At 68.9% G+C, this 22555-nt stretch carries 19 protein-coding genes; 10 read left to right on the top strand and 9 right to left on the bottom strand.

The features are described 5' to 3' along the window. Window positions 1-874 precede the first annotated feature (874 nt). A complete protein-coding gene (locus ON41_RS29900) occupies window positions 875-1336 on the top strand; it encodes a DUF3151 domain-containing protein (RefSeq protein WP_040751386.1) in 462 nt (153 codons plus the stop codon). A gap of 43 nt (window positions 1337-1379) precedes the next feature. Further along, window positions 1380-2507, top strand: a complete 1128-nt coding sequence (locus ON41_RS29895; RefSeq protein ID WP_051162776.1) for an FUSC family protein — start codon at window positions 1380-1382, stop codon at window positions 2505-2507. A 512-nt stretch (window positions 2508-3019) separates the two neighbouring features. Here ON41_RS29895 and ON41_RS29890 read toward each other — a convergent pair. Beyond that, window positions 3020-3805, bottom strand: coding sequence for a site-2 protease family protein (locus ON41_RS29890; protein ID WP_051162767.1), 786 nt, complete (start codon window positions 3803-3805; stop codon window positions 3020-3022). Between the two features lie 30 nt (window positions 3806-3835). Then, window positions 3836-4459 (bottom strand): hypothetical protein, encoded by a 624-nt coding sequence (locus ON41_RS29885; protein ID WP_040751384.1) that lies wholly within the window; start codon window positions 4457-4459, stop codon window positions 3836-3838. A gap of 561 nt (window positions 4460-5020) precedes the next feature. Here ON41_RS29885 and ON41_RS29880 point away from each other — a divergent pair. The 3 genes from ON41_RS29880 (at window position 5021) to ON41_RS29870 (ending at window position 8522) form a co-directional block, all read left to right on the top strand. Beyond that, window positions 5021-6310, top strand: coding sequence for an adenylosuccinate synthase (locus ON41_RS29880; RefSeq protein ID WP_040751383.1), 1290 nt, complete (start codon window positions 5021-5023; stop codon window positions 6308-6310). Between the two features lie 104 nt (window positions 6311-6414). Next, complete coding sequence (locus ON41_RS29875; protein ID WP_040751382.1) at window positions 6415-7002, top strand: TetR/AcrR family transcriptional regulator; 588 nt, start codon at window positions 6415-6417, stop codon at window positions 7000-7002. Then, complete coding sequence (locus ON41_RS29870) at window positions 6999-8522, top strand: FAD-dependent monooxygenase (RefSeq protein WP_040751381.1); 1524 nt, start codon at window positions 6999-7001, stop codon at window positions 8520-8522. The genes ON41_RS29875 and ON41_RS29870 overlap by 4 nt, the downstream gene beginning before the upstream one ends. Here ON41_RS29870 and yczR read toward each other — a convergent pair. Then, window positions 8516-10015: a MocR-like transcription factor YczR gene (gene yczR / locus ON41_RS29865; protein WP_040751379.1), complete on the bottom strand. Its 1500-nt coding sequence runs from the start codon at window positions 10013-10015 to the stop codon at window positions 8516-8518. The genes ON41_RS29870 and yczR overlap by 7 nt on opposite strands. A gap of 62 nt (window positions 10016-10077) precedes the next feature. Here yczR and ON41_RS29860 point away from each other — a divergent pair, with 62 nt between their 5' ends. Genes ON41_RS29860 through ON41_RS29850 form a run of 3 tightly spaced genes read left to right on the top strand, consistent with a single transcriptional unit; the run spans window position 10078 to window position 11168 of the window. Further along, window positions 10078-10311: a porin family protein gene (locus ON41_RS29860; protein ID WP_040751377.1), complete on the top strand. Its 234-nt coding sequence runs from the start codon at window positions 10078-10080 to the stop codon at window positions 10309-10311. 30 nt (window positions 10312-10341) lie between these two features. Then, complete coding sequence (locus ON41_RS29855) at window positions 10342-10569, top strand: hypothetical protein (protein WP_040751376.1); 228 nt, start codon at window positions 10342-10344, stop codon at window positions 10567-10569. A gap of 53 nt (window positions 10570-10622) precedes the next feature. After that, a complete protein-coding gene (locus ON41_RS29850) occupies window positions 10623-11168 on the top strand; it encodes a methylated-DNA--[protein]-cysteine S-methyltransferase (protein WP_040751375.1) in 546 nt (181 codons plus the stop codon). Window positions 11169-11182: 14 nt separating this feature from the next. On the opposite strand, the gene ON41_RS29845 is transcribed toward ON41_RS29850, so the two are convergent. From ON41_RS29845 to ON41_RS29835, 3 genes are all read right to left on the bottom strand, one after another. Continuing rightward, on the bottom strand, window positions 11183-11515 hold the full coding sequence (locus ON41_RS29845; protein WP_157185660.1) for a hypothetical protein: 333 nt from the start codon (window positions 11513-11515) through the stop codon (window positions 11183-11185). 331 nt (window positions 11516-11846) lie between these two features. Continuing rightward, a complete protein-coding gene (locus ON41_RS29840; RefSeq protein WP_040751405.1) occupies window positions 11847-14462 on the bottom strand; it encodes a helix-turn-helix transcriptional regulator in 2616 nt (871 codons plus the stop codon). Between the two features lie 147 nt (window positions 14463-14609). Beyond that, window positions 14610-15710: a CaiB/BaiF CoA transferase family protein gene (locus ON41_RS29835; RefSeq protein ID WP_040751373.1), complete on the bottom strand. Its 1101-nt coding sequence runs from the start codon at window positions 15708-15710 to the stop codon at window positions 14610-14612. 167 nt (window positions 15711-15877) lie between these two features. Here ON41_RS29835 and ON41_RS29830 point away from each other — a divergent pair, with 167 nt between their 5' ends. Both ON41_RS29830 and ON41_RS29825 read left to right on the top strand, forming a co-directional pair. Continuing rightward, on the top strand, window positions 15878-16846 hold the full coding sequence (locus tag ON41_RS29830) for a purine-nucleoside phosphorylase (protein ID WP_040751372.1): 969 nt from the start codon (window positions 15878-15880) through the stop codon (window positions 16844-16846). Between the two features lie 108 nt (window positions 16847-16954). Beyond that, window positions 16955-18388: a wax ester/triacylglycerol synthase family O-acyltransferase gene (locus tag ON41_RS29825; protein ID WP_051162761.1), complete on the top strand. Its 1434-nt coding sequence runs from the start codon at window positions 16955-16957 to the stop codon at window positions 18386-18388. Here ON41_RS29825 and ON41_RS29820 read toward each other — a convergent pair whose 3' ends face one another. The 3 genes from ON41_RS29820 to ON41_RS29810 form a co-directional block, all read right to left on the bottom strand. Then, window positions 18389-19399: an alpha/beta hydrolase gene (locus ON41_RS29820; protein WP_040751369.1), complete on the bottom strand. Its 1011-nt coding sequence runs from the start codon at window positions 19397-19399 to the stop codon at window positions 18389-18391. It lies immediately after the preceding gene. Between the two features lie 633 nt (window positions 19400-20032). Next, a complete protein-coding gene (locus ON41_RS29815; protein ID WP_040751368.1) occupies window positions 20033-20905 on the bottom strand; it encodes an amidohydrolase family protein in 873 nt (290 codons plus the stop codon). Window positions 20906-20967: 62 nt separating this feature from the next. Beyond that, on the bottom strand, window positions 20968-22353 hold the full coding sequence (locus ON41_RS29810) for an FAD-dependent oxidoreductase (protein WP_040751366.1): 1386 nt from the start codon (window positions 22351-22353) through the stop codon (window positions 20968-20970). Window positions 22354-22555: the final 202 nt, after the last annotated feature.

The raw sequence follows: 22555 nt of genomic DNA, 5'->3' as shown, positions 1-22555 counted from the left end.
GGTGTTACCGGGCCTGGTCGCGCCTGTTCCGGTCGTGCCTGCCCCGGCTGCACCCGGCCTGGTGTTATCTGGCCTGGTCGCACCTGCTCCCGCCGCGCCTGTTCCGGCGTTACCCGGTTTGTTCCCACCTGCCCCGGCGGCACCTGGTCCTGTCGCCGGGGACTTCTGCTGTCCCTGTGCACGGTCGGCATCGGATGCCGCACCGGACTTCCCCGCGCTCGCGGGTGTTCCCGGGCGCTCGGTCGCACCGCCCGCCTGACGCTGTTGTGGGGAGGCTGGTCCCGAACCCGGCTCGGCCGTACCGGTGTCCGGCTTCTCTCCCGCCCGGGCGGGGGCGGGGCGGGCCGCGCCGGCCGGACGGAAAATCCCGTCGCCTGCCGGGCGTTGCTGGGCGGGCACGGGGGTGGTCGGTGCCGAACTCGATTGCGGTGCGCCGCTTTCGGGCTTCTTGTCGGCCGCACCCGGCGTGCTGCCCGGCCGGCCCGCGGGGCCACTGCTCGGTGGGCGTGGCGGCGCGGGGGAGGGGGCGACGCCGGGGGACTTGGCGCGGTCGGTCCGGATGACCTGGGTCTCCGCCGAGGGGGAGGGCATCGGTTCGGTGTGGTCGGGCGTGTCGCGTTCGTCCCGGCGCCCGGCGTCCGAACCGCCCTTGCCCGGCGCAGGCGCGGCAGGCGACGGCGGCCGGCCGCCGGGGGACCCCGGCTTCGGCTGCCGATCGGGCTTCTGGTCGTCGTTCGGGTCGGACACGCGCTACCCCTCGCTCAACGTCAACAGTGAACTCAGACGGTCAGCCTAACGAGCATTTCGGGCCGTGGTGCACATTGCGGGTGACGACCCCCGGACCCGATCGGGGTGGCGTGTGAATAATGTCCCCATGACCTCCTTCGGCGATCTGCTCGGACCGCAGCCTGTCTTGCTCCCCGAACTCTCCGATGCGGAGGAAGCTCTGCTGGAGAACCAGGACCCGGTCCAGGTGGCGGCCGCGCATCCCACCGCGTCGATCGCCTGGGCCCAGCTGGCCGAGGACGCGCTGTCCCGCGCCGCCGCCGACGGCGCCGAGATCGACGGCGCGAGCCCGGTGAGCGCGGACGTCATCGCCGCGTACGCCTTCGCCCGCACGGGCTACCACCGCGGCCTGGACCTGTTGCGCCGCAACGGCTGGAAGGGCTTCGGCCCGGTGCCGTGGAGCCACGAGCCCAACCGCGGCTTCCTGCGCAGCGTCGGTGCGCTGGCCCGCGCCGCCCGCGCCATCGGCGAGGCCGACGAATACGCCCGCTGCCTGGACCTGCTCGAGGACTGCGACCCCCGCGCCGCGGCCGAGCTGGGCCTGGAGTGAACAGGACCCGCACATCTCTTTGACCACACCGCCGACTGTCCGGATCGAGGCCGTCCGCGACAGCGGAAGACAAGGCCTGCGCAACGCCGCCCAGCGATTGCGCAAATCGGCGCTGCCGATCGTGCAGTGCGCGGTCGGCGCCGCGCTGGCCTGGTTCCTGGCCCACCGGGTCGTCGGGCACCCGCAGCCGTTCTTCGCGCCGATGGCCGCGATCATCTCGATCGGCGTGTCCTTCGGCGCGCGGTTGCGCCGCTCGGTGGAGCTGGTGGCCGGCGTCGCGGTCGGCATCGGCATCGGCGACTTCTTCATCTCCCGGGTCGGCACCGGACCCTGGCAGATCGCCCTGGTCGTGGCGTTCGCGATGGCGATGGCCGTCTTCCTCAACGGCGGCGCGATCATCCCGATGCAGGCGGCCAGCTCCGCGGTCCTGGTGGCGACGCTGATGCCGCCGAGCGCCGGCGGCGGCACCGCCCGCATGGTCGACGCCCTGGTCGGCGGCCTGGTCGGCATCGTCGTGGTGGCGATCATCCCGCTGCATCCGGTGCGGCGCGCGCGCCAGCAGGCCGCGGACATCCTCGCGGTGGTGGGCAAGGCGCTCGTCGACTGCGCCGACGGCCTGCACGAGCAGGACCCCGAACGAATCAAGGCCGCACTGGAATCCGCGCGCGGCACCCAGCCCCAGATCGACGGCCTGCGCAGCGCGCTGGAGGGCGGCCGCGAGGTCAGCCGCATCTCGCCGCTCTACTGGAATTCCCGGCAGCGCCTGGAGACCATCCGCGCCACCGCCGATCCCCTCGACAACGTGGTCCGCAACACCCGCGTCCTGTTGCGCCGCGCGCTGACGCTGGTGCGCGACGACGAGATCCTCGACCCGCGCCTCATCGACGAGGTGGAGGAGCTCGGCAAGGCGACGGATGTGGTCCGCCGCTACATGCTGGCCGATCCGGACGAACAGCCCGACGCCGCGGAAGCGACGCGGGTGCTGCGCCGGGTCGCCAAGGGCGCCACCAAGGATCTCGTGGCCGGCGCCGGGCTGTCGGCGCACGTGGTCTTCGCTCAGCTGCGCTCGATCGTCGTCGACCTGATGCAGGTCTGCGGCGTGCGGCGGTTGTCGGCGATCGCGCTGCTGCCGACGACCGTCGACAATCCGTATGTGCCACCGGAGGATTGAGCCGGTTTGCCACCGGATCGCCCGCCCGCCACGGCGATCCGGACTACGCAGTAGTGCACGTGCATCCCGGCTGACCTGCGGGACCCCCGCTTCCACCCGTGCGACAAGGTCGTTGATCTTCGGGTAGTGCACTACTCGTGTTCCCGGCCCTACTCGCTCGTAACGTTCTCCTTGACCGCGTCGACGAGGGGTGGCGCGGTCGGGAACTTCGCAAAGGCGGCGGGGGTATCGGCCATATGGTGTGGTGGCCGATCCGCCCTGGAGCGAAGCGGGCCGCTCGATTCCAGAGGTCGGGTCGGGCGGCCCATCCCCGGAGGGAAAAACGGGGGAACCAAGTAGGGGGAACCGAAACGGGGAACCGACGGGGAACCGAAACGGGGAACCGAAACGGGGGGAACAAAGTAGGGGGGAGCTGGGGGAACCCGAACCGGGGGAACCCAGTGGGGGAAAGTTGGGGGGGAAGTAAGGGGGCCTAGCGGTGGTGCGCGGTCCGGTGTCCGAGCCTGGTGCGGTTACATCCAGAACCAGGTGAGGCTGCTGCCGTACCGCCACCACCGCCAAGGCACGCCGGACAGATCGAAGAGGGTGTCGACGAGCTGGTAGAAGGCGTCGCGCAGCGGGGGAACGCCCCACAGCAGCGCGAACAGCAGCAGGAAGCCCCACGGTTTCACCTGATCCAGCGACCGCCGGGTCTGATAGCTCAGCGACGGCTCCAGAATCCCGTACCCGTCCGTGCCCGGCACCGGAATCAGATTCAACACGGTGGCGATGATCTGGAGATAGGCGAGAAAGCTCAGGCCGAACCAGAACGCCGGATGCGAACTGGACGAGCCGAACAGCCGCACGATCACCAGCAGAACCACCGCGCAGGCCGCGTTCACCGCCGGCCCGGCGCCGCTGATCATTCGCTGCGTGCGCGTGGAGTAATTACCCGGTTGCAGATAGACGGCGCCACCGGGCAGCGCGATACCGCCGATCGCGATGAAGATGATCGGCAGCACGATCGACAGCACCGGATGGCTGTACTTCAGCGGATTCAGCGTCAGATACCCGCGCAGCTCCACCTCGCGATCGCCCGCCCGCCACGCGGTGAAGGCATGTCCGAACTCGTGCAGGCACAGGCTGACGATCCAGCCGAACACCACCATGACGAAGACGCCGAGCTTGGCCCGCGTCGAAGACAGGTCGGCGTCCCAGGCAACCGCCCCGCCCGCCACCGCGACCACGACGATCAGCAGGAATACCGGGCTGGGGCGGACCGCGCCGGTCATGCGCCGGGCGCCGAATGATCGGCTCATCGCTCCATCATCCCTTGCGTCGCCGACAGTTCACCGGACCAGCAGCCAGGGCTGGTGATGACGATAGAAGCTCGACCGCGGGACCGTCCGATCGCTGCTGACGCCGTCGCGGGTCACCACCGCGCCCGGCGAACCCAGCTGCACCGCCCGCCCGGCGACCCAGCGGTGCTTGCGCAGCCCCCGCACCACCGTGGCGCGCACGCCGGGCATCTCCAAGGTCGGCGAGACGTGCAGCGCCCCAACCTTTCCGGTGAACAGGCGGGTGTCGTCCACATACGCCTCGCCCTCCAGCTTGCCGCCGTTAGGGCCGCCGACGGTCGCACGTCCGACCAGCACCTTGCCGGTGTCGTCGCGGATCAGCGGGGTCGGGAGCGGCCTGCCCTCCAGCGCGCGCTTCGCGGCCGCCGAACCGGTGCCGGTCTGATAGGCGCGCGAACCGTAGGTGCGATCGACCGGGACGTACCCGATCTCCACATTCAGGCGCTCGGTGCGCAGCAGATGCGTGAGCACGGCCGCCAGCCCCGCGTCCTCGCCCAGCACGATCAGCCGGGGCAGGCTGTCCGCCGCGAGGACCGGCAGCAGATCGTCGAGTTCGGCGCCGAGCGGAAGCGCCGCGGTCTGAGTCGTCGGCAGCGACGCGAGCGCGATCGGCATCGGGGCGCCGTTGCAGCGGAGAACGTGGGTACTCAACTGCCGTACACCCTCCTCGGACCTGACAACTGCATCGTCCTCGCTGCGCTCGGGTGAGCCCCCTTCCGACTCACCTCCCGAGCCACCATAGCTGTGTTTGATGGCCGCGGCTTCGCCACGGCGGGTTTGCGGCGCCCGTATGGCTCGGATTTCAGGTACCACTGCTTGCTCCTTCGTCGCTTGCGCAGTGGCACCTGAAATCCGAGCCGCGCCGCAAACCGGGCGGGGTTGCGAGAGTGCGATGGGTTTCCGTTACCGCTCGTTACTGCGACTCGATGGGCGGCTGGCGGGGTTCTTTCGTGTGAGATCCGTCATCAAGTGAGGAAGGGGCGTGTTGCGCGCTGGCGAAATATGTTGTAGCGGTTCACATCCGAGGGGATGGTGTGGCGCGGGTCACAGATGGGCGCGTCGGCTCGGGAACGGCCTGGTGGGCATCTATTAGACTGTGCCCCCGGCCACCGCCTCGGAAACGGCAGGTAGCTGCAGCATCGCGAGTGCTGCGCGTCGAACCGTAGGAGACTCCACATGCCGGCAATCGTCCTGATCGGCGCCCAATGGGGCGACGAGGGTAAGGGCAAAGCTACCGATCTGCTCGGCGGTCGTGTCCAGTGGGTCGTCCGTTATCAGGGCGGCAACAACGCCGGCCACACCGTGGTGCTGCCCAACGGCGACAACTTCGCGCTACATCTCATCCCCTCGGGCATCCTCACGCCGGGCGTGACCAACGTGATCGGCAACGGCGTGGTCGTCGACCCGGGCGTGCTGCTGGAGGAGCTGGCGGGGCTCGAGGAGCGCGGCGTGGACACCTCGCGGCTGCTGCTCTCGGCCGACGCGCACCTGATCATGCCGTACCACGTGGCCATCGATAAGGTCACCGAGCGCTTCCTCGGCAACAAGAAGATCGGCACCACCGGCCGCGGCATCGGGCCCTGCTACCAGGACAAGGTGGCGCGGGTCGGGGTGCGCGTCGCCGATCTGCTGGACGAGAAGATCCTCACCCAGAAGGTCGAGGCCGCACTGGAATTCAAGAACCAGGTGCTGGTCAAGATCTACAACCGCCGCGCGCTCGACGCGCAGCAGGTGGTCGACGAGGTGCTCACCCAGGCGGAGGGTTTCCGGCACCGCATCAGCGACACCCGGCTGCTGCTGAACCAGGCGCTCGAGGGCGGCGAGACCGTCCTGCTGGAGGGCTCGCAGGGCACGCTGCTCGACGTCGACCACGGCACCTACCCGTACGTGACCTCCTCGAACCCGACCTCCGGCGGTGCGGCGGTCGGCTCGGGCATCGGCCCCAACAAGATCGGCGCGGTGCTCGGCATTCTCAAGGCATACACCACCCGCGTCGGCTCCGGCCCGTTCCCGACCGAGCTGTTCGACCAGGCCGGCGAGTACCTGGCCAAGACCGGCGGCGAGGTGGGCGTGACCACCGGCCGCTCCCGGCGCACCGGCTGGTTCGACGCGGTCATCGCCCGCTACGCCACCCGCGTCAACGGCATCACCGACTACTTCCTCACCAAGCTGGACGTGCTGTCCAGCCTGGACTGGGTGCCGATCTGCGTCGCCTACGAGATCGACGGCGAGCGCGTCGAGCAGATGCCCACCACCCAGACCGAATTCCACCACGCCCGGCCCATCTACGAGGAGATGCCCGGCTGGTGGGAGGACATCTCCGGCGCCCGCACCTTCGAGGACCTCCCCGCCAACGCCCAGGCCTACGTCCTGCGCCTGGAGGAACTCTCCGGCAGCCGCATCTCCTGCATCGGCGTCGGCCCCGGCCGCGACGAGACCATCGTCCGCCACGACATCCTGGGCTAGTCACCGCCGCACGGGCCGCTCGCCGAACCGGCGCGTATTGACCGTGTGGCGGTGCGCCGCTACCTTGAAGTGTACGAAACAGTTTCGTTCACTTGGAGGGTGGTATGGCGCGCGGCGCCGATCGCGAGCGGGCAATCCTGTCCGCGGCCTACGACCTGCTCGGCGAGATCGGGTACGGGGCGCTGACCATGGACGCCGTCGCGGCGCGGGCGCAGGCCAGTAAGGCCACCATCTACCGGCGGTGGCAGGGCAAGCCCGCGCTGGTGAAGGCGGCGCTGGACGCGCACGATGCCGAATACGTCGCCGAGATCGCGGATACCGGCACGCTGCGCGGCGATCTGATCGCCTCGCTCACCGCGCTGTGCGCGCAGGTCGACGAGCGTTACGTCACCATGATCACCGGTCTCATGCACGCCATGCGGGTCGATCCGGAATTGGCGCTCGCGTTGAAATCCCATGTGGCCGACGAGGACCTGGGCCCGTTCCGCATCGTCGTCAGGCGCGCCGTCGCGCGCGGCGAACTGGCCGAGGACGCCGATTCCGTACTCGCCCATCAGGTTTCGGAGGGGCAGATCATGCGCCGGATGTTTCTCGGCGAGCCGGTGGACGCCGCATTCCTCGCCGGCCTGGTGGACGGCCTGCTGATACCGCTGCTCACCCGCAGCTTTCCCGAGGAGGACCGAGGCAGATGAGTTCCGAGCCGCCGGTATTGATCGCCGGAGCCGGCCCGACCGGCCTGACGCTGGCCTGCGATCTGGCCCGCCGCGGCATCACCTGCCGAATCGTGGACAAGGCGCCGGGGCTGTTCCCCGGCTCGCGGGGAAAGGGTGTGCAGCCCAGGACTCTCGAGGTCTTCGATGATCTGGGCGTGATCGATGCGGTGCTGGAAGCGGGCGCACCGTTCCCCGATTTCCGGATGTACCTGGGGACGGATGTGCACTGGACTCGCACGGTCCATCAGATGCTGGGTGTGCCCCGCCCCGACCCCGGGTCGGGCGTGCCGTATCCCGACGTGTGGTTGCTACCGCAGTGGCGGACCGACGAGATCCTGCGTGACCGCCTGGCCGAACTCGGCGGCCGGGTCGAATTCGACACGGAGCTGGTCGATTTCGAGCAGGACCCCGACGGCGTCACGGCGACGCTCGCCCGCGACGGGATCATCGAGCGAGTCCGCGCCCGATACCTCGTCGGCGCCGACGGCGGGCGCAGCACGGTGCGCAAGCGGCTCGGTGTCGGCTTCGAGGGCGAGACGTTCGAGACCGAGCGCACCCTGATCGGCGATGTGCGCGCCACCGGACTCACCGGCGCCTACTGTCACATCCTGACCACCGGCGATGTGACGGAACGCTTTTCGCTGTGGTCGCTGCCGGGCACCGACTACTACCAGTTCGTCGCCACGGTCGCCGCCGACCGGACCCCGGACGTGAGCCTGGAATCGATGCAGGCATTGCTCGACAAGCGTTCCGGCCGTACCGATATCGTGCTGTCCGACCTGCGATGGGCCTCGCTGTACCGGGTCAACGCCCGCATGGTCGACCGGTTCCGCGTCGGCCGCGTCCTGCTCGCGGGCGACGCCGCCCACACGCACTCCTCGGCCAGCGGCCAGGGGCTCAACACCAGCGTGCAGGATGCGTACAACCTGGGCTGGAAGCTCGCCGCCACGCTCGGCGGCGCGGACGACGAACTCCTCGACACCTACGACGCCGAACGGCACCCGGTGGCGGCCGAGGTGCTCGGCGTCTCGACCCGCCTGCACCACAGGAACTTTCGCGACGCCGCGCCGGACGAACGGACCCAGGCCCCCGACATCTTCCAGCTGCGCCTCGACTACCGAGACGGCCCACTGGCGGTGGACGACCGCACCGCCCCCGGATCGGTACGCGCGGGCGACCGAGCCCCGGACGCCCACTGCGGCGGCACCCGGCTGCACGACCTGCTCCGCGGCCCGCACTTCACCCTGCTGGCCTTCGGCACCGACATCCCCGCCGACCTCGCCCACGCCGACCCATCGTGGCTGCGAACGTTCCGAATCGACACCACCCCAACGGAATCCGGCCCGCTCGGCGAGGCCCACCGCAACTTCGACCTCCCCCCACAAGCACCGGGCCCCCTGATCCTCATCCGCCCCGACGGCTACATCGGGGCCGTATCCACCACCCCCACCACGATCCACACCTACCTCCGCCGAACCACCCCCGCGGGAGGTCAGTAGCAGGTGAGGGGGGCGAGGGGGTCGGAGGCGTGGGGAGTGAGGGCGGTGTAGGCGGTGGCTATGGCCTTGACTGCCAGGCGGAGGTCGGATTCCTCGTGGGTGAAGGGGAGGCGGAGGAAACGCTCGAAGGCGCCCTGGACGCCGAAACGTGGTCCGGCGGCGAGTAATACGCCGTGGTTGGGGGCGGTGGCGGCGAGGGCGGAGGAGACCGGGGTGGGCAGCTGGACCCACAGGGACATACCGCCGGCGCCGGAGACCGCGCGCCAGTCGGGCAGTTCCTCGGCCAGCGCGTCCAGCAGTGCGGCGCGGCGGTCGCGCAGCTGGTCGCGGCGGCGGGCCAGGATGGTGTCGGCGTGCTCCAGCAGGTGGGTGGTGGCCAGCTGATCCATGACGGGCGTGCCGAGGTCGACCGTCGAGCGGGTGCCCAGCAGTTTGGCGATCAGCGTCTGGTTGGCCCGCACCCAGCCCACCCGCAGGCCGCCCCAGAACGACTTCGAGGCCGAGCCGATCGTCACGATCTCCGGCCCGCGCGCGAAAGCGGCCACCGGAGGCGGGGTTTCGCCGTCGAGCTGCTGGTCGACCATGGATTCATCGATGATCACCGTCATCCGGGTCTCGCGGGCGATGGCGGCCAGTTCGGCGCGGCCACCGGCATCCATCAGCATCCCGGTCGGGTTGTGGAAATCGGGGACGAGATACGCGGTGCTGGCCGCGGTCTGCCGTGCGGCGCTGCGGATTCCGTCGAGATCCCAGGCGGCCTCGGGCCGTTCCGGGCGCAGCGGCACCGGGACCGGCCGAGCGCCGACGTCGCGAATGGCCTCGATCGCGTTGGGGTAGCTGGGATGGTCGATCAGCACGCGCTCGGCCGGTGCGGTGAGCACGTTCAGCAGCAGCCGCAAACCGTGCTGGGCGCCGAGGGTGACCAGGATCTGATCCGGATCGGTGGGCAGGCCGCGTTCGGCATAGCGGCGCGCGATCGCCTCGCGCAGGGGCAGGACGCCGACCGGATCCATGCCGTGCGTGCCCAGGTAGATCGGAAGTCCTTGCAGCGCCACTGAATACGCCTCGTTCATCTCCGGCGGTGCGGACATGGCGGCATAGGTCAGGTCGATGGTGGGCACCTCGCCCGGCGACATCATCGCCAGGATGCTGCGCGCGGGCTTGCTGCCGTCGTGCGTCACGCCCGGGGGCAGCGCCACGGTGCTGCGCGAACCCTGCCGGCTGATCAGGTAGCCGTTCTCCCGCAGCAGCGAATACGCGGATGTCACGGTGGTGCGGCTGACGCCGAGGGTGGTGGACAGATCGCGCTCGCTGGGCAGCGCGACGCCGAGCGGTGCGCGGCCGTCGTGGATCAGCAGCCGGATGCTCTCGGCCAGGGCGAGATATGCCGGGCGCGATGTGCGCCGCCGATCGCCGTCCTCACCGGGTTCGTCGTGCCGCCATCGCCCGAGGTCCCGGGTCAGGGTGGCCGCGCTGATCACACGTGTCGCCATGCAGGCCAGTATTACGGCGGTGGATATGTATTTCAAGTCCAGATGGGAGGATACTGGACACTATGCTCGGCCTGCTCTTGTTCGGGATCGTCCTCGTGGTACTACTCGCGGCGGTGCTCGACTATGCGCCCAGGCCCGGTGAGCGCGGGGACTTCCAGCGGGCCACCCTCCAGCTCCGGCATTCGCTGACGGACTGGGACGCGTCCTACGATGCTGGACGGCCGGAAGGGCCAGTGAAAGAAACTGGTCTGGATGAGGGCCAATCTGAAGCCAGAATCCGCGAAGTGGATATTTAATCGACATCCAGTTGGCCGCACAGTGGTCATATGATGTCCTTCCTCGCCGCCCTTCTGGTCATCGTGATCTTCGCGGTGATCGTGTATCGCTACGCGCCGCGACGCGACGAACGCGCCGCCGACCTGTTCGAACGGTATCGACCGCACGCGCCGATGGCGGACTGGTCGATGTCGTACTACGAGGACCGCCGCCAGTATTCGGAGCTGGACGCGATCCGGACGCATCGCGAGACGGAACGCGGATCGGTCCAGTCCTGAACGACTGGATCGAGCCGACCGGACATGTCGGTGCCGCGGTGCACACTGGGCGCATGCCCGAATCGGATCGGCCCGTCGCGGGGGCGCTCTTCGACACCGTCATCGGCACGTGCGCGGTCGCGTGGACCGATATCGGCATCGTGCGGTTCCTCCTGCCCGAGCGGACCCCGGCGGCCACCCGGACCATCCTGCTGCGCTCCGGCGCCCGCGAATCCGAACCGCCGGAGCCGATCGCGCGGGCGATCGCCGCCGTCCAGGAACATCTGCGCGGCGCCCTCGACGATCTGCGCTGGATTCCGCTGGACCAGAACCGGAGTCCGGAATTCCATCGCGCGGTCTACGACGTCACCCGGGCCATCGACCCGGGCCGCACGCTCAGCTACGGCCAAGTGGCCGAGCGGATCGGGGCGCCCGGCGCCGCACAGGCCGTGGGCCAGGCGTTGGGGCACAACCCGATTCCGCTCATCGTGCCGTGCCATCGGGTGCTGGCCGCCGACCACGCCCTGCACGGATTCTCGGCTCCCGGCGGCCTCACCACCAAGGAGCGCCTGCTCGAGATCGAGCGCACGCCGGGCTTCGGCGAACCGATGCTGTTCTGACGAATGCCGCGGCGCTACTTGGCGGGCTGCTGCTGAGGCTGCGGCGCGCCCGGGGTGAGGGCGTTCTGAATGCCCTCGGTGGTGCGGTTGACGCCGTCGACCAGCTCGTTCGGGACGGCATCCGGCACCGGGGCGCTGAACTCGCCGATCTTCACGCTGCGGGGCGCGGGCGGTTCCGCCGGCTCGGCGGGCTGCTCCGGCTTCGGCTGCGGCTTCGGGACGGCCCGGGGCGCCGGGGCGGTGTTCTGCGGTGCGGCGGAACGGAAGTCGGCGGGCTGGTCGGCGCTCTGCTCGGCCGGATCCTTCGGCGCGGTGACTCCCGGCTGCACGGTTCCCGGTGCGGCCATCGCGATTCCCGCGCAGGCCAAGGCGATTGCCGCCGGCAGTGCGACCAGTGCGATCCGAATCCCAGTCTTCACATTCCGCTTACGACGAACCACGTCGGAGCACCATCCTCATCGATCCGATAGCCACCCGGTGGACCTCCGCCACCCGACCAGATCGTAGCGGGCGGACGGCTTTATTCCCACCGCCCAACCGTTCTAAACCCCAATTCCCCTCCGGTTCCGCATGTCCCGAGCCGGACAGGGGATCAGTTGCGCTGTTTTCCGCATGTCCTGAGCCGGGCAGGGGGATCAGTTGCGCTGCTTTTCGCATCTCCCGAGCCGGGCAGGAGGGTCAGTTGCGCTGCTTTCCGCTGGGCGGCTCTCCGCGCATGAGTTCGGCGAGCGCCTCGCGGTCGGTGACATCCAGCTTGATGCAGGCCCGGTACAGATGGCCCTCGACCGTCCGCACCGACACGGTGAGCCGGTCGGCGATCTGCCGGTTGGACAGCCCCGCCGCCACCAGATTGGCGATCTCGCGCTCGCGCGCGGTCAACGGCAGCGGCTGCGCGGACTGCCGCAGCGCCGGGGTGCTCGCCCCGCCGCACACCGCGGCCAGCCGGTTGGCGGTCGCCGCCGACTCCAGCAGGCGGCGGCGGTCGCCGGAACGCTCGTGTGCCGTCGCGGCCTGCGCCGCCGCGTCCGCCGCCGACAGCAGCGATCCGAACGACTCGAATTCCGCTGCGGCGGCGTCCAATCCGGGTCCGTCGTTGGAGGCCACCGCGACCGCGTGCCGGGCCTGCGTCTGCACCAGCCGGCCGTCGATGCGGGCCGCGAGATCGGCGAGCCGTCCGGCCACGCTGTGATCGCCGAACCGGGCGGCGGTGTGCAGGGCGTTCGCCTCGATGGCGTGCTGGTTGGCGCGCGCGGCGGCGTCGGCGGCCGCGATGGCCAGCCGGACGGCCGGGGTCACCGTGCCCTCGGCGGCGGCCTGCCAGGCCCGGGCGATATCGAGTTGCGGTTCGTAGACCGCGGAGTGCCGGCCGCCGCGGCGGCCCGCCTCCTCGATGACCTCCTTGGCCTCGGCGGCGCGGCCGAGCGCCGAATACGCCTCGGCCAGGCGGACTCTCGCGGGGAACATCCACGCGGCCGCACCCTCGGCGGTCAGCGCCGCGAGCGCCTGCTCGAGATTCTCCACGCCGTCCGGGAAGTGGCCCTGGGCGACATCCACGGTGCCCTGCAGGATCTTCGACAGGCCCCACGCCAGATACTGTCCGGGCGCGGAATAGCCGAAATAGGCCGAGGCGCCGTGGCGCGCGGATTCCAGATCGCCGGTGAACGTCAGCGCCAGCACCTCGGCGTGCGCGGACATGAACCGGTTCAGGCCGTCGATATGCGATTCGACCTCGTGCCCGCGGGAGGCGTACTTGCGAGCGGCCTCGCCGCGACCCATCAGGGCCAGGGCGAGGCCGCCGCCGAACGCCGCCCACCAGACCGCCCACGGCGGCGATTCCGGATCCGTCATGACCGCGTCGGCCTCGACGAACGCGTCCTCGATACGGTTCTCGTTGACCGCGCACGCCGACGCGAGGCCCCGCAGCGTCAGGGTCAGCTTGGGGTGGCTGACCTTCTCGCGGACCAGCTCCAGCACCTCGTCGGCCCGGTCCGCGTCGCCCATGGACCACAGCAGATTCGACACCCGCGTACTGCCCCAGCGCACCAGTTGCAGCTCGTTCAGCTGATCCGGGTCGAAGCTGGCGAGCGTGCGCTCGGCCTCGATGCGATGGCCCTGGTAGAGCAGGGCGCGGGCGAGCAGGTCGGCGGATTCGACGCCGCCGCGCCGCTCCACGGCCGCGCGGGCGAAGCGCTCGCCGAGCGGGATGTTGGCCAGCCCGATGGCATCGGCCGCGGCGGCCTCGAACAGTTCGAGATCGGCGGATTTATCGCTGTCCAGGGCCAATTCGGCCAGCCGGATGCGATCGGAGGCCGACTTGATCGGCCGCTCCCGCAGCGAGGAGTACAACCGGCCGCGCAGCCGGCGCGCCGAGGCGATGCCCAGCCGCCGCCGGATCACCTCGCCGAACAGCGGGTGGTTGTAGCGCACCAGCAACTGGTGGGTGTTCTCGACGATCCGGATGACGCCGCGCGATTCGGCCGATTCGACCGCCTCCTCGCCCGCCAGCTCGGCCAGGACGTCCAGATCGATCGGCTCGCAGAAGGTCAGCAGTTCGAGGACCCGCAGTACGTCCTCGGGCAGCTGTTCGACCCGATCCTCCAGCAGCGCCGCCAGTTCCGAGGTGACCGCGGCCCGCCCGCGCAGCTGCCACACGCCGTTGACCTGCCGCAGCGTGCCCGCCTCCAGCGCACCCTCGACCAGATGCCGCAGGAACAGGGCGTTGCCGCCCGACGACTCCCACATCAGGTTGGCGGTGAAACCCTCCAGCTGCCCGCCGAGCATGGACTCCACGAGTTCGACGCTCTGGCGTTTGGTGAAGGGGGACAGGTCGATTCGCAGCAGGTGACCGTCCTTCCACAGCGAGGTCACCGCGTCCGGAACCTGAACCCCGCTGCGCACGGTGCACACGATGTGCGCCGCCTTGTCGATGGCCAACTGCAGCAACAGGGTTGCCGACAGCTGATCCAGCAGATGGGCGTCGTCGACGCCGATGATGGTGTGCCCGTCGGCCAGCAGCGCCTCGCGCGCCGCGGCCATGAAGGTCACCGGATCGTGCGCGGTGTAGACGCCCACCATATGGGCGAAGACCCCCAGCGGAATACTGCGCGCCGATTCGGTTCCGGCCACCCACCGGATGTTTCCGCCCACCGCGGCGGTCGCCTGCCGCGCCAGTGTCGTCTTCCCGACACCGGCGTCACCGGTCAACACGGCACCGACGAATTCGGTACCGATGAGTGCCGCCCGGATCGACTCGAGTTCGTTCCCGCGTTCGATCATCGGCCAGTTCCCTGCCATGCGCATTACTTTAGTGCCTCAGGAATGTACGCGGAGCGAACGAACGCCTAACGGACCCAGTCAGATCCAGGCCACATGCTCAGTTGCTATCGACGCGAACTCGATGCATGTCCTGTCAATTGTACGTACGACCAGCTTAATTCGTCCTCACTCCGTCCACACCTGATCGATGGGTGTGGCCTCCGACGGCGGCGGCGTGGGGACGGCGCCGGGAGTGCGGGAGAAGCGGGGGGCCGGGGCGTGCTGGACGACTCCGTCGATCTCGACCAGGGATTCGCGGGCGGCGATGTGCTCGTTCGCGGTGGCCTCGGTGAGGGTGAGGACGGGGGTGACGCAGGCGTCGGTGCCCTCGAAGACGGCCGCCCACTCGTCGCGGGTCTTCGTCTTGATCTTGTCCGCGAACAGCTTCTTCAGCTGGTCCTGGGCGTTCGGGTCGAGCTGGTTGGGCAGGCCCTCCGGATCGATCTCGAGGCCCTTCAGGAATTCGGCGTAGAACTGCGGCTCGATGCAGCCCACGGCCAGGTACTTGCCGTCGGAGGTCTCGTAGGTGTCGTAGAACGACATGCCCGTGTCGAGCAGATTGCTGCCGCGCTCGTCCGACCACAGGCCCACGCCGCGCATGCCCCAGATCATGTGCGACAGCGCCAGCGCGCCGTCGATCATCGCGGCGTCGACGACCTGGCCCTTGCCCGAGCCCTGCCGCTCGATCAGCGCGGCCAGGATGCCGAACACCAGGAACATCGAGCCGCCGCCGAAGTCGCCGACCATGTTCAGCGGCGGCACCGGCCGCTCGCCCTTGTGGCCGATGGCGTGCAGCACGCCGGTCAGCGAGATGTAGTTGATGTCGTGGCCGGCGCGGTCGGCGAGCGGACCGTGCTGGCCCCAGCCGGTCATCCGGCCGTAGACCAGGCGCGGATTGCGCTCGAGCGCCGCGTCCGGGCCGAGGCCCATGCGCTCGGTCACGCCGGGCCGGAAGCCCTCGAGGAGGACGTCGGCCTTCTCGACGAGCCCGAGCACCTTCTCGATATCGGCCGGATCCTTCAGGTTGGCCTCGACGATCGTGCGGCCCCGCCACTGCGGCCGCTCCATGAACCCGGGCAGCATGCCGGGCCGCTGCACCCGGATCACATCCGCGCCCAGGTCCGCAAGCAGCAGTGCCGCGTGCGGGCCGGGGCCGATGCCGGCCAGTTCGACAACACGCACGCCCGCGAGCGGGCCCTGCCTGGTGACGGTGGATGGAGTGCTCACGCCCTACCTCTTCGTCGTCGATGCTGCGCGCCTGCGCGCAGTACGGTATTGACACTACGACAATAACGCGGGCCTCGGCGACATCCATCGGCAAACCCCGGTTACCTCTCCGCAACGCGCTGCTTCTACCGTCTGAGCGGGTACGTCGGCGATGGCAGGAGGACGGGGTGTTCAGCAGGGCTTTCGGCCTCGCGGCAGCGGGGCTCGCGGTGGCACTGGCGGCCGCCGGATGCGGCGGCGACTCCGCCGACGATCGGGTGGCGGTCAAGGCCATGGTCGTGACGATGTTCGACCCCGAGGCGAAGCCCTGGGTGGAGAAGCAGCGCTGGACGCACGAAATCGCGGTGCCGGGTGTGCGAACGCCGGTGCGCTGCAACGATTCCGGTTTGTGCCTGATGGTGACGGATATGGGCAAGGTGAACGCCTCGCTGTCCACCGAGGCCGTCCTGGCCGGCTCGCGCCTGAACTTCGACGACGCGTACTTCGTCACCGCGGGCATCGCGGGCACCCCGCCCGATGCCGGAACGCTCGGCTTCGCCGCGTGGGCGCGCTGGGTCGTCGACGTCGATCTCGGCCACCACGTGCTGCCGCAGGACGATCCCGGTGTTCCCCACGGCTATGTCCCGCATTCGAATCCGAGCACCCAGATGTACGAGCTGGACGGCCGGCTCGTCGACGCGGTCTACCGCAACACCAAGGATGTCGCCCTCGCCGACAGCGACGACGCCGCCCGCGCCCGCGCGGAGTATCCGCAGCAGCAGGGAAATCCGAAACCCGCTGTCACCCAGTGTGATACGGCCACGGGGGACAATTTCTTCAACGGCCCGGAGGCGTCGGCCAAGGCGGCCTACATCGTCGGCCTGTACACCGGCGGCCGTGGCCGCTACTGCACCACCCAGATGGAGGACAACGGCACCGCGGCCGCGCTCGCCCGCGCCGGGAAGCTCGACCGGTACGTGAACCTGCGCACCGCCAGCAACTTCGATCAGCCGCACCCCGGCCAGACGGTCGGGCAGGTGCTGGACGCGGTGGAGCACGGCGGATATTCGCCGGGTTTCCCGCTGTCCATAGAGAACGCCTATCGCGTGGGCCTGGCCGCCGCCGAATACCTGATACAGCATCCCGGGCTCGATTGAGCGAAGGGAATTCGCGGTCCCCGGTGCGCCGGTATACTCCGATTCGGGCGTGAATTCCGGGCATCGATAGTGCGCTGCCGCCGCCCGACGGGTAGGAGCCGGTGCATTATGAGAACGACAGCGGCCGGCGATTCCGTGACCGCTCGGTCCCGCCTTACCGCCGAGCAGCTGATGCCGCGTGATGCCGTGTTCGTCTACGACGAATTCGAGCGGCATCCGTCGAACATCGTCGCGGCCTACGTTTTCGATGCGACGGATACCGCGTCGCCGGATTACGAGAGCGCGGTCGGATGGATGCGCGACCGCCTCGGATTCTCGCCGCTTTTCCGTCGGCGGCTGGCGCGGGTACCGGGCGATATCGATATGCCTTACTGGGTGCCCGACGCCGCCTTCGATATCCGTGAGCATGTGACCGCATACGGGCCCGAGTATTCGGAATGGGCCGATGTCCGTCGGCGAATCTCCGAGATCACCGGTACACGGATGGATCTTTCGCGTCCGCCGTGGGAGTTGCACCTCTTCGGAAAGGTCACGGACTTTCCGGGCCGGCCCGCGGTGACGATCGTCGTCCTCAAATTCCATCACAGCGTCGGTGACGGAGTTGCCACGCGGCAACTGGAGCTGACGTTGTTCGGCGGCAACGAGGTACTGCCCGCCGATCCGGCCGGCGATATCGGGTCCTGGTCGGCCCCGGCCGCGGCGGTTCGCGGACTGGGTCTGCTGCCCTTCCGGTGCGTGCGTTTCGTCAGGGGACTGGCGCGCACTCGCGCCGCCGCCGCGGAGGTGGCGGCGAGCGCCGTTCGTGAGCCGGTCGCCCACCGGCCCGCCACCCGATTCAATCGCGGCGTGGGCCCGGACCTCGCCTTCGACCTGGTGACCTTTCCGCTGCACGACATCCTCGAGGTGAAATCCGTGTTCGCCGAACGGGTTACCGTCAACGACCTCCTGCTCGCCGTGGTCTCCGGCGCGCTCGCCGACTATCTCGCCGAGCGAGGGGAGACGCCGCCGGAATCCCTGGCCGCCATGGTCCCGATCTCGATGCGCGGTATCGCACCGTGGAATTCGGCGAATCGGCTGTGCCAGATGTCGGTGGATCTGCACACCGGAATCGCCGATCCGCTGGAACGACTGCGGGCGATCCGGTCCTCCGCGCGGGACGAGAAACTGCGCTACCGCGACGCCGCGGTGATCCGCCGCGAATCCCGCGTGGAAACCTCCCCGGCCTGGTTGTTACGGCTGGCCGGATGGGCCAGGGCGCGACGGGTTTTCGACGGCGTCGCCACGGTTCCGCTGACCAACACCACGATCAGCAATGTGCCGCCGGTGAGCGAGCGGCTCGAATTCCTGGGGATGCCGGTGGCCGGTGTCTTCGGGGTGCTGCCGGTCATGGACGGTGACGGCCTGCGGCACCTGATCACCTCGCAGGGCGCGGATCTGGTGATCTCGGTGAGTGCCGATCCCGCAATGCTGCCCGACCCGGAGCGCTACCGGGAACTGCTGTTCAGGTCCTTCCGGCAGCTGCGCGCGGCGATCGGTGCGTAATCAGAGGCCCATCGACGCGGCCATCATCGGCCAGGACCGGTGCAGGTCCTCCTGCCAATAACCCCACGAATGGGTGCCGGTCGGATGAAAGGCATAGGTGATGTCGGTGCGGCCGAGTTCACGGGTGCGCTCGGCGAGTTTGGTGGTGCAGTAGTTCGCCGCGGATTCGATTCCGCCGCCGAGCAATACCTGATTCGCCAGCATCCGGGTGCTGTAGTCGACCGTCGGATCGGCCAGGCTGTCGTGCCGGCCCGGTAATCCGGTGCCGCTGGAGATGTACATCGGAATGGGCGGAAGCCGGTCCGCGTGCAGGTACGGGTCGTGCTCGCGCCAGCCCTCGCCGCCGTTCGGGCCCCACATATTCTTCGCGTCGCCGCCACCCAGTCCGACGACCAGTGTCACGGCCGCCGCCCCGAGCGGGTCGCTGGTCATGGCGCAGCCGCTGTACGCGGCGACGCTGCTGTACAGATCGGGCGATTCCATCGCGAGGTCGAGGACGGAGGTCCCGGCCATGGATATCCCCGCGACCGCGTTCCGGCCGGTCGTCCCGAAGGCGGCATCGATCAGCGGCGGCAGTTCCCGGGTGAGGAAGGTCGACCACATGTTCCGGCCGTTGTTCCCCAATTTCTTGGCCAGGCCGGCGTCCGGGCGCTGCCAGTCGGTGTAGTAGCTGAATGCGCCTTCCGTGGGAATCACGACATTGACGTGTTTGTCGGCGAAGAAGTCGGCCGCATCGGTGCGTTCCAGCCAGGTTGCCGCGTCTTCGCCTCCGCCCGCGCCGTTCAGCAGATACAGCGTCGGGGCAGGGGTATTCGTATCGTCCGGGCGCAATACCTGTAGTCGCACATCGCGATCCATGGCGGGTGAATGGACGGTGAGGTCGACAAGCCTTCCGGGGCCCGCATTCTCGCTGACGAGTCGTGCCTCGGCGGCCGGCGTCGCCGGTGCGGCGATAATCCACGACAGGGCGAATGCCGCGACGGCGGCGACCAGAGAGGCGAAGCGGCGCAACGGATATTCCTCGGGATACGCGAATAGGTCACAAGCCCGACGGCGAGGCGCACTCGCAGGCATCGAGTGCGCCCCGCCCGCCGGTCGTCGAATTACTTGCCGGCGGCCGGTGTTCCGCCGCTGAGGCTGATCAGCGCATTCACGATATTCGTGCCGATCGAGCCCGCACTGGCGGTTCCCAGGCCGAGAATGTCGATGAGCGATCCCATGTGTAACTCCTGTTTTTTCTGTTGTGGGGCTTTTGTTGGTTCTGGAGGCGCGTCTACTTGACGATGTTTCCGAGTGAGCCGAGGAAGACATCCCACAGTCCGTCACCCGCCGCCGCGGAACCCAGGGCCGGAATCAGCGCGCCGATAAGGTCGCTCAGCGAACCCATAGTGAAACTCCTTTGTGAGCGTGCGAACTTCCTCGACCGGCGATCTCCACGGTCGAGAGGAAGGTCACAATCGTGTATAGATGGTGACCCAGGCAACATAGCAGCAAGTCGTTATTTAGAGCAAGAGAATCCTCTAAATATCTTGGACGGGCGACCAGTGCGCTTGAGGCAACAGTGGGGCAACGGGGTGTCGGCACGTGCCGAAAAAAGGAGGGTGTGAATCAGGCGCGAGACCTGTTGCCCCGCACGGACTTCGCCTACTCGACGATGCGCAGCGGGATGGTCGTATCCGCCCGCCCCGGCAACTCCGACCGGTTGAGCCGAAGCGTCGGCGGCTCGGCCGCCCGGAGGATGGGCAGGGTGGGCGCGGGCTCCTCGTGCACCGCCCGCACCTTCGCCGGCAGCCGGTAGAAGGCCCGCGCGTTGTCCTCGAGGACCTTGTACATATCGGTGCCGATGGCATCGGCGATCAGCTCGATATCGGAGGCCCGGAAGGGCCGGCCCGCCCGGGTGCCCGGCAGATCGGAGCCGAACATGAGCGCCTCGGGATTGACCGCGTGGATCCGGCGCAGCGCCGAGACGATATTCATCGAGACACGGCCGAAGCCGGACGCCTTCACCCGGGCGCCCCGGTCGACCAGGTTCAGCAGGTACGGCAGGCAGTCGTCGGACATGCCCAGGTGGTCGATCGAGAGCACCGGCAGCTTGGAGATCACCGGCTCCAGCGAGCCCAGCATGGACCCGTCGATATACAGCTCCACGTGCCAGCCGGCGATATCGTGCGCGCGCAGCGCCTCCATGGTCAGCGTGACGATATCCCCGGCGGCCCGCTTGAGGTTGAATCGCAGCGCGCGCACGCCCGCGCGGTCCAGATCGGCGATCTCCTCGTCGGAGGCGTCCGGATTCGGGTTCACCACCCCGGCCCAATTCGGGCCCAGCTCGGCCAGCGCGGCGCGCATGAACCCCGTATCGGTGCGCTGGAACGACGCGCTGACCACCGCACCACCGTCGACATCGAAGCGCGACATGCGCTTTCGGTAGTCGGCGATGGTGAAGGGCTCCGGCAGGTAGCCCTCGTTCTCGGTCAGCGGATACCGCGGATCGATCAGGTGGACATGGGCATCGAACACGTGATCAGCATGCCTCACGACGGTGACATTTGCGTAAGCCGTGGTGACGGCCCGAGGTATTTTCAGATTTTGTGCGGTTCGCTCGCCGCGAGCATCTCGTGACGCTCGACGACCTTGACGCGCTCGCGGCCCTGGGGTTCACCGAGGGACCGCTCGTGCGCGTCGAGCCGGTACCAGCCGGCCCAGGTGGTGAACGGGATGCCCTTCTCTTCCAGCCACTTCGTGACCGCGTCGGCATCGCGCTCGGTGGCGGGCTCGAAGTTCGCCGCATCGTCCAGCAGGCAGGCGATGGTCTCGTTGGCGTCGCCCTTGGTGTGGCCGATGAGGCCGACCGGGCCGCGCTTGATCCAGCCGGTGACGTAGGTGCCGGGCATGAACCGGTCGGCGCCGTCGGCGTCCTCGTCGACCAGGACGCGCCCGGCCTCGTTGGGCACGGTGCCGGCCTGCTCGTCGAACGGCAGCTGGGGGATGTTCTGCGACAGGTAGCCGACCGCGCGGTAGACCGCCGACACGTCCCAGTCGCGGTAGACGCCGGTGCCCTTCACATTGCCGGTGCCGTCGAGCTGGGTGCGCTCGGTGCGCAGCCCGACGACCGTGCCGTCCTCGCCGACGATCTCGTGCGGGGACTCGAAGAAGTGCAGGAACAGTTTGTGCGGGCGGTCGCCGACATCGCGGATCGCCCACTGCTCGAGGGTGTTGCAGACCATGTCGACCTGCTTGGAGTGGCGGCGCGCGGCCTCGGAGCCCTCGTCGTAGTCGATGTCCTCGGGGTCGACGATGACCTCGATATTCGGCGAGTGGTCCAGCTCGCGCAGCTCCAGCGGGGTGAACTTGGCCTGCGCGGGACCGCGGCGGCCGAAGACGTGCACCTCGACGGCCTTGTTGTTCTTGAGGCCCTCGTAGACGTTCGGCGGGATCTCGGTCGGCAGCAGCTCCTCGCCGGTCTTGGCGAGCACGCGCGCCACATCGAGCGCGACGTTGCCGACGCCGAGGACCGCGACCTTCTCGGCCTCCAGCGGCCAGCTCCGCGGTACGTCGGGGTGGCCGTCGTACCAGGACACGAAGTCGGCGGCGCCGTAGGAGCCGTCCAGGTCGATACCCGGGACGGGCAGCGCCCGGTCGGCGTTGGCGCCGGTGGAGAAGATCACCGCGTCGTAGAACTGGCGCATATCGGCCAGCGTGATGTCGGTGCCGTAGTCGATATTGCCGAGCAGGCGCACCTGCGGCTTGTCGAGCACCTTGTGCAGTGCGGTGATGATGCCCTTGATGCGCGGGTGGTCCGGAGCGACGCCGTAGCGAATCAGCCCGAACGGTGCGGGCATCCGCTCGTACAGGTCGATGGCCACCTCGGCATCGGACTTCATCAGGGCATCGGCGGCGTAGATTCCGGCCGGTCCGGCGCCCACGATCGCAATGCGGAGTGGGTTGGTCGCACTGTATTCCGTCATTCTTACGCGCACCCTCTGGTCGAGAACTCTGTCGTCTTGTACTCAGCCGTAGTATTCAGCCGTCCTTCTTAGCTTAGGCTAAGTTGACGTATGGGCCGGGCTGCACCCTGCCGATCCGCTATCCGCTCGTAGCTGCTTCTTTGCCGCGCGAGACGTGGTTCGTACCTGGCCTGGGCCGGGGCATCTGTCGATTCTATCGGTG

The sequence above is a fragment of the Nocardia transvalensis NBRC 15921 genome, assembly GCF_000308875.1.
GTDB classification, from domain to species: Bacteria; Actinomycetota; Actinomycetes; order Mycobacteriales; family Mycobacteriaceae; genus Nocardia; species Nocardia transvalensis.
The sequence above is the reverse complement of the archived record's forward strand: the minus strand, read 5'-3'. Positions and strand labels throughout refer to the sequence as shown.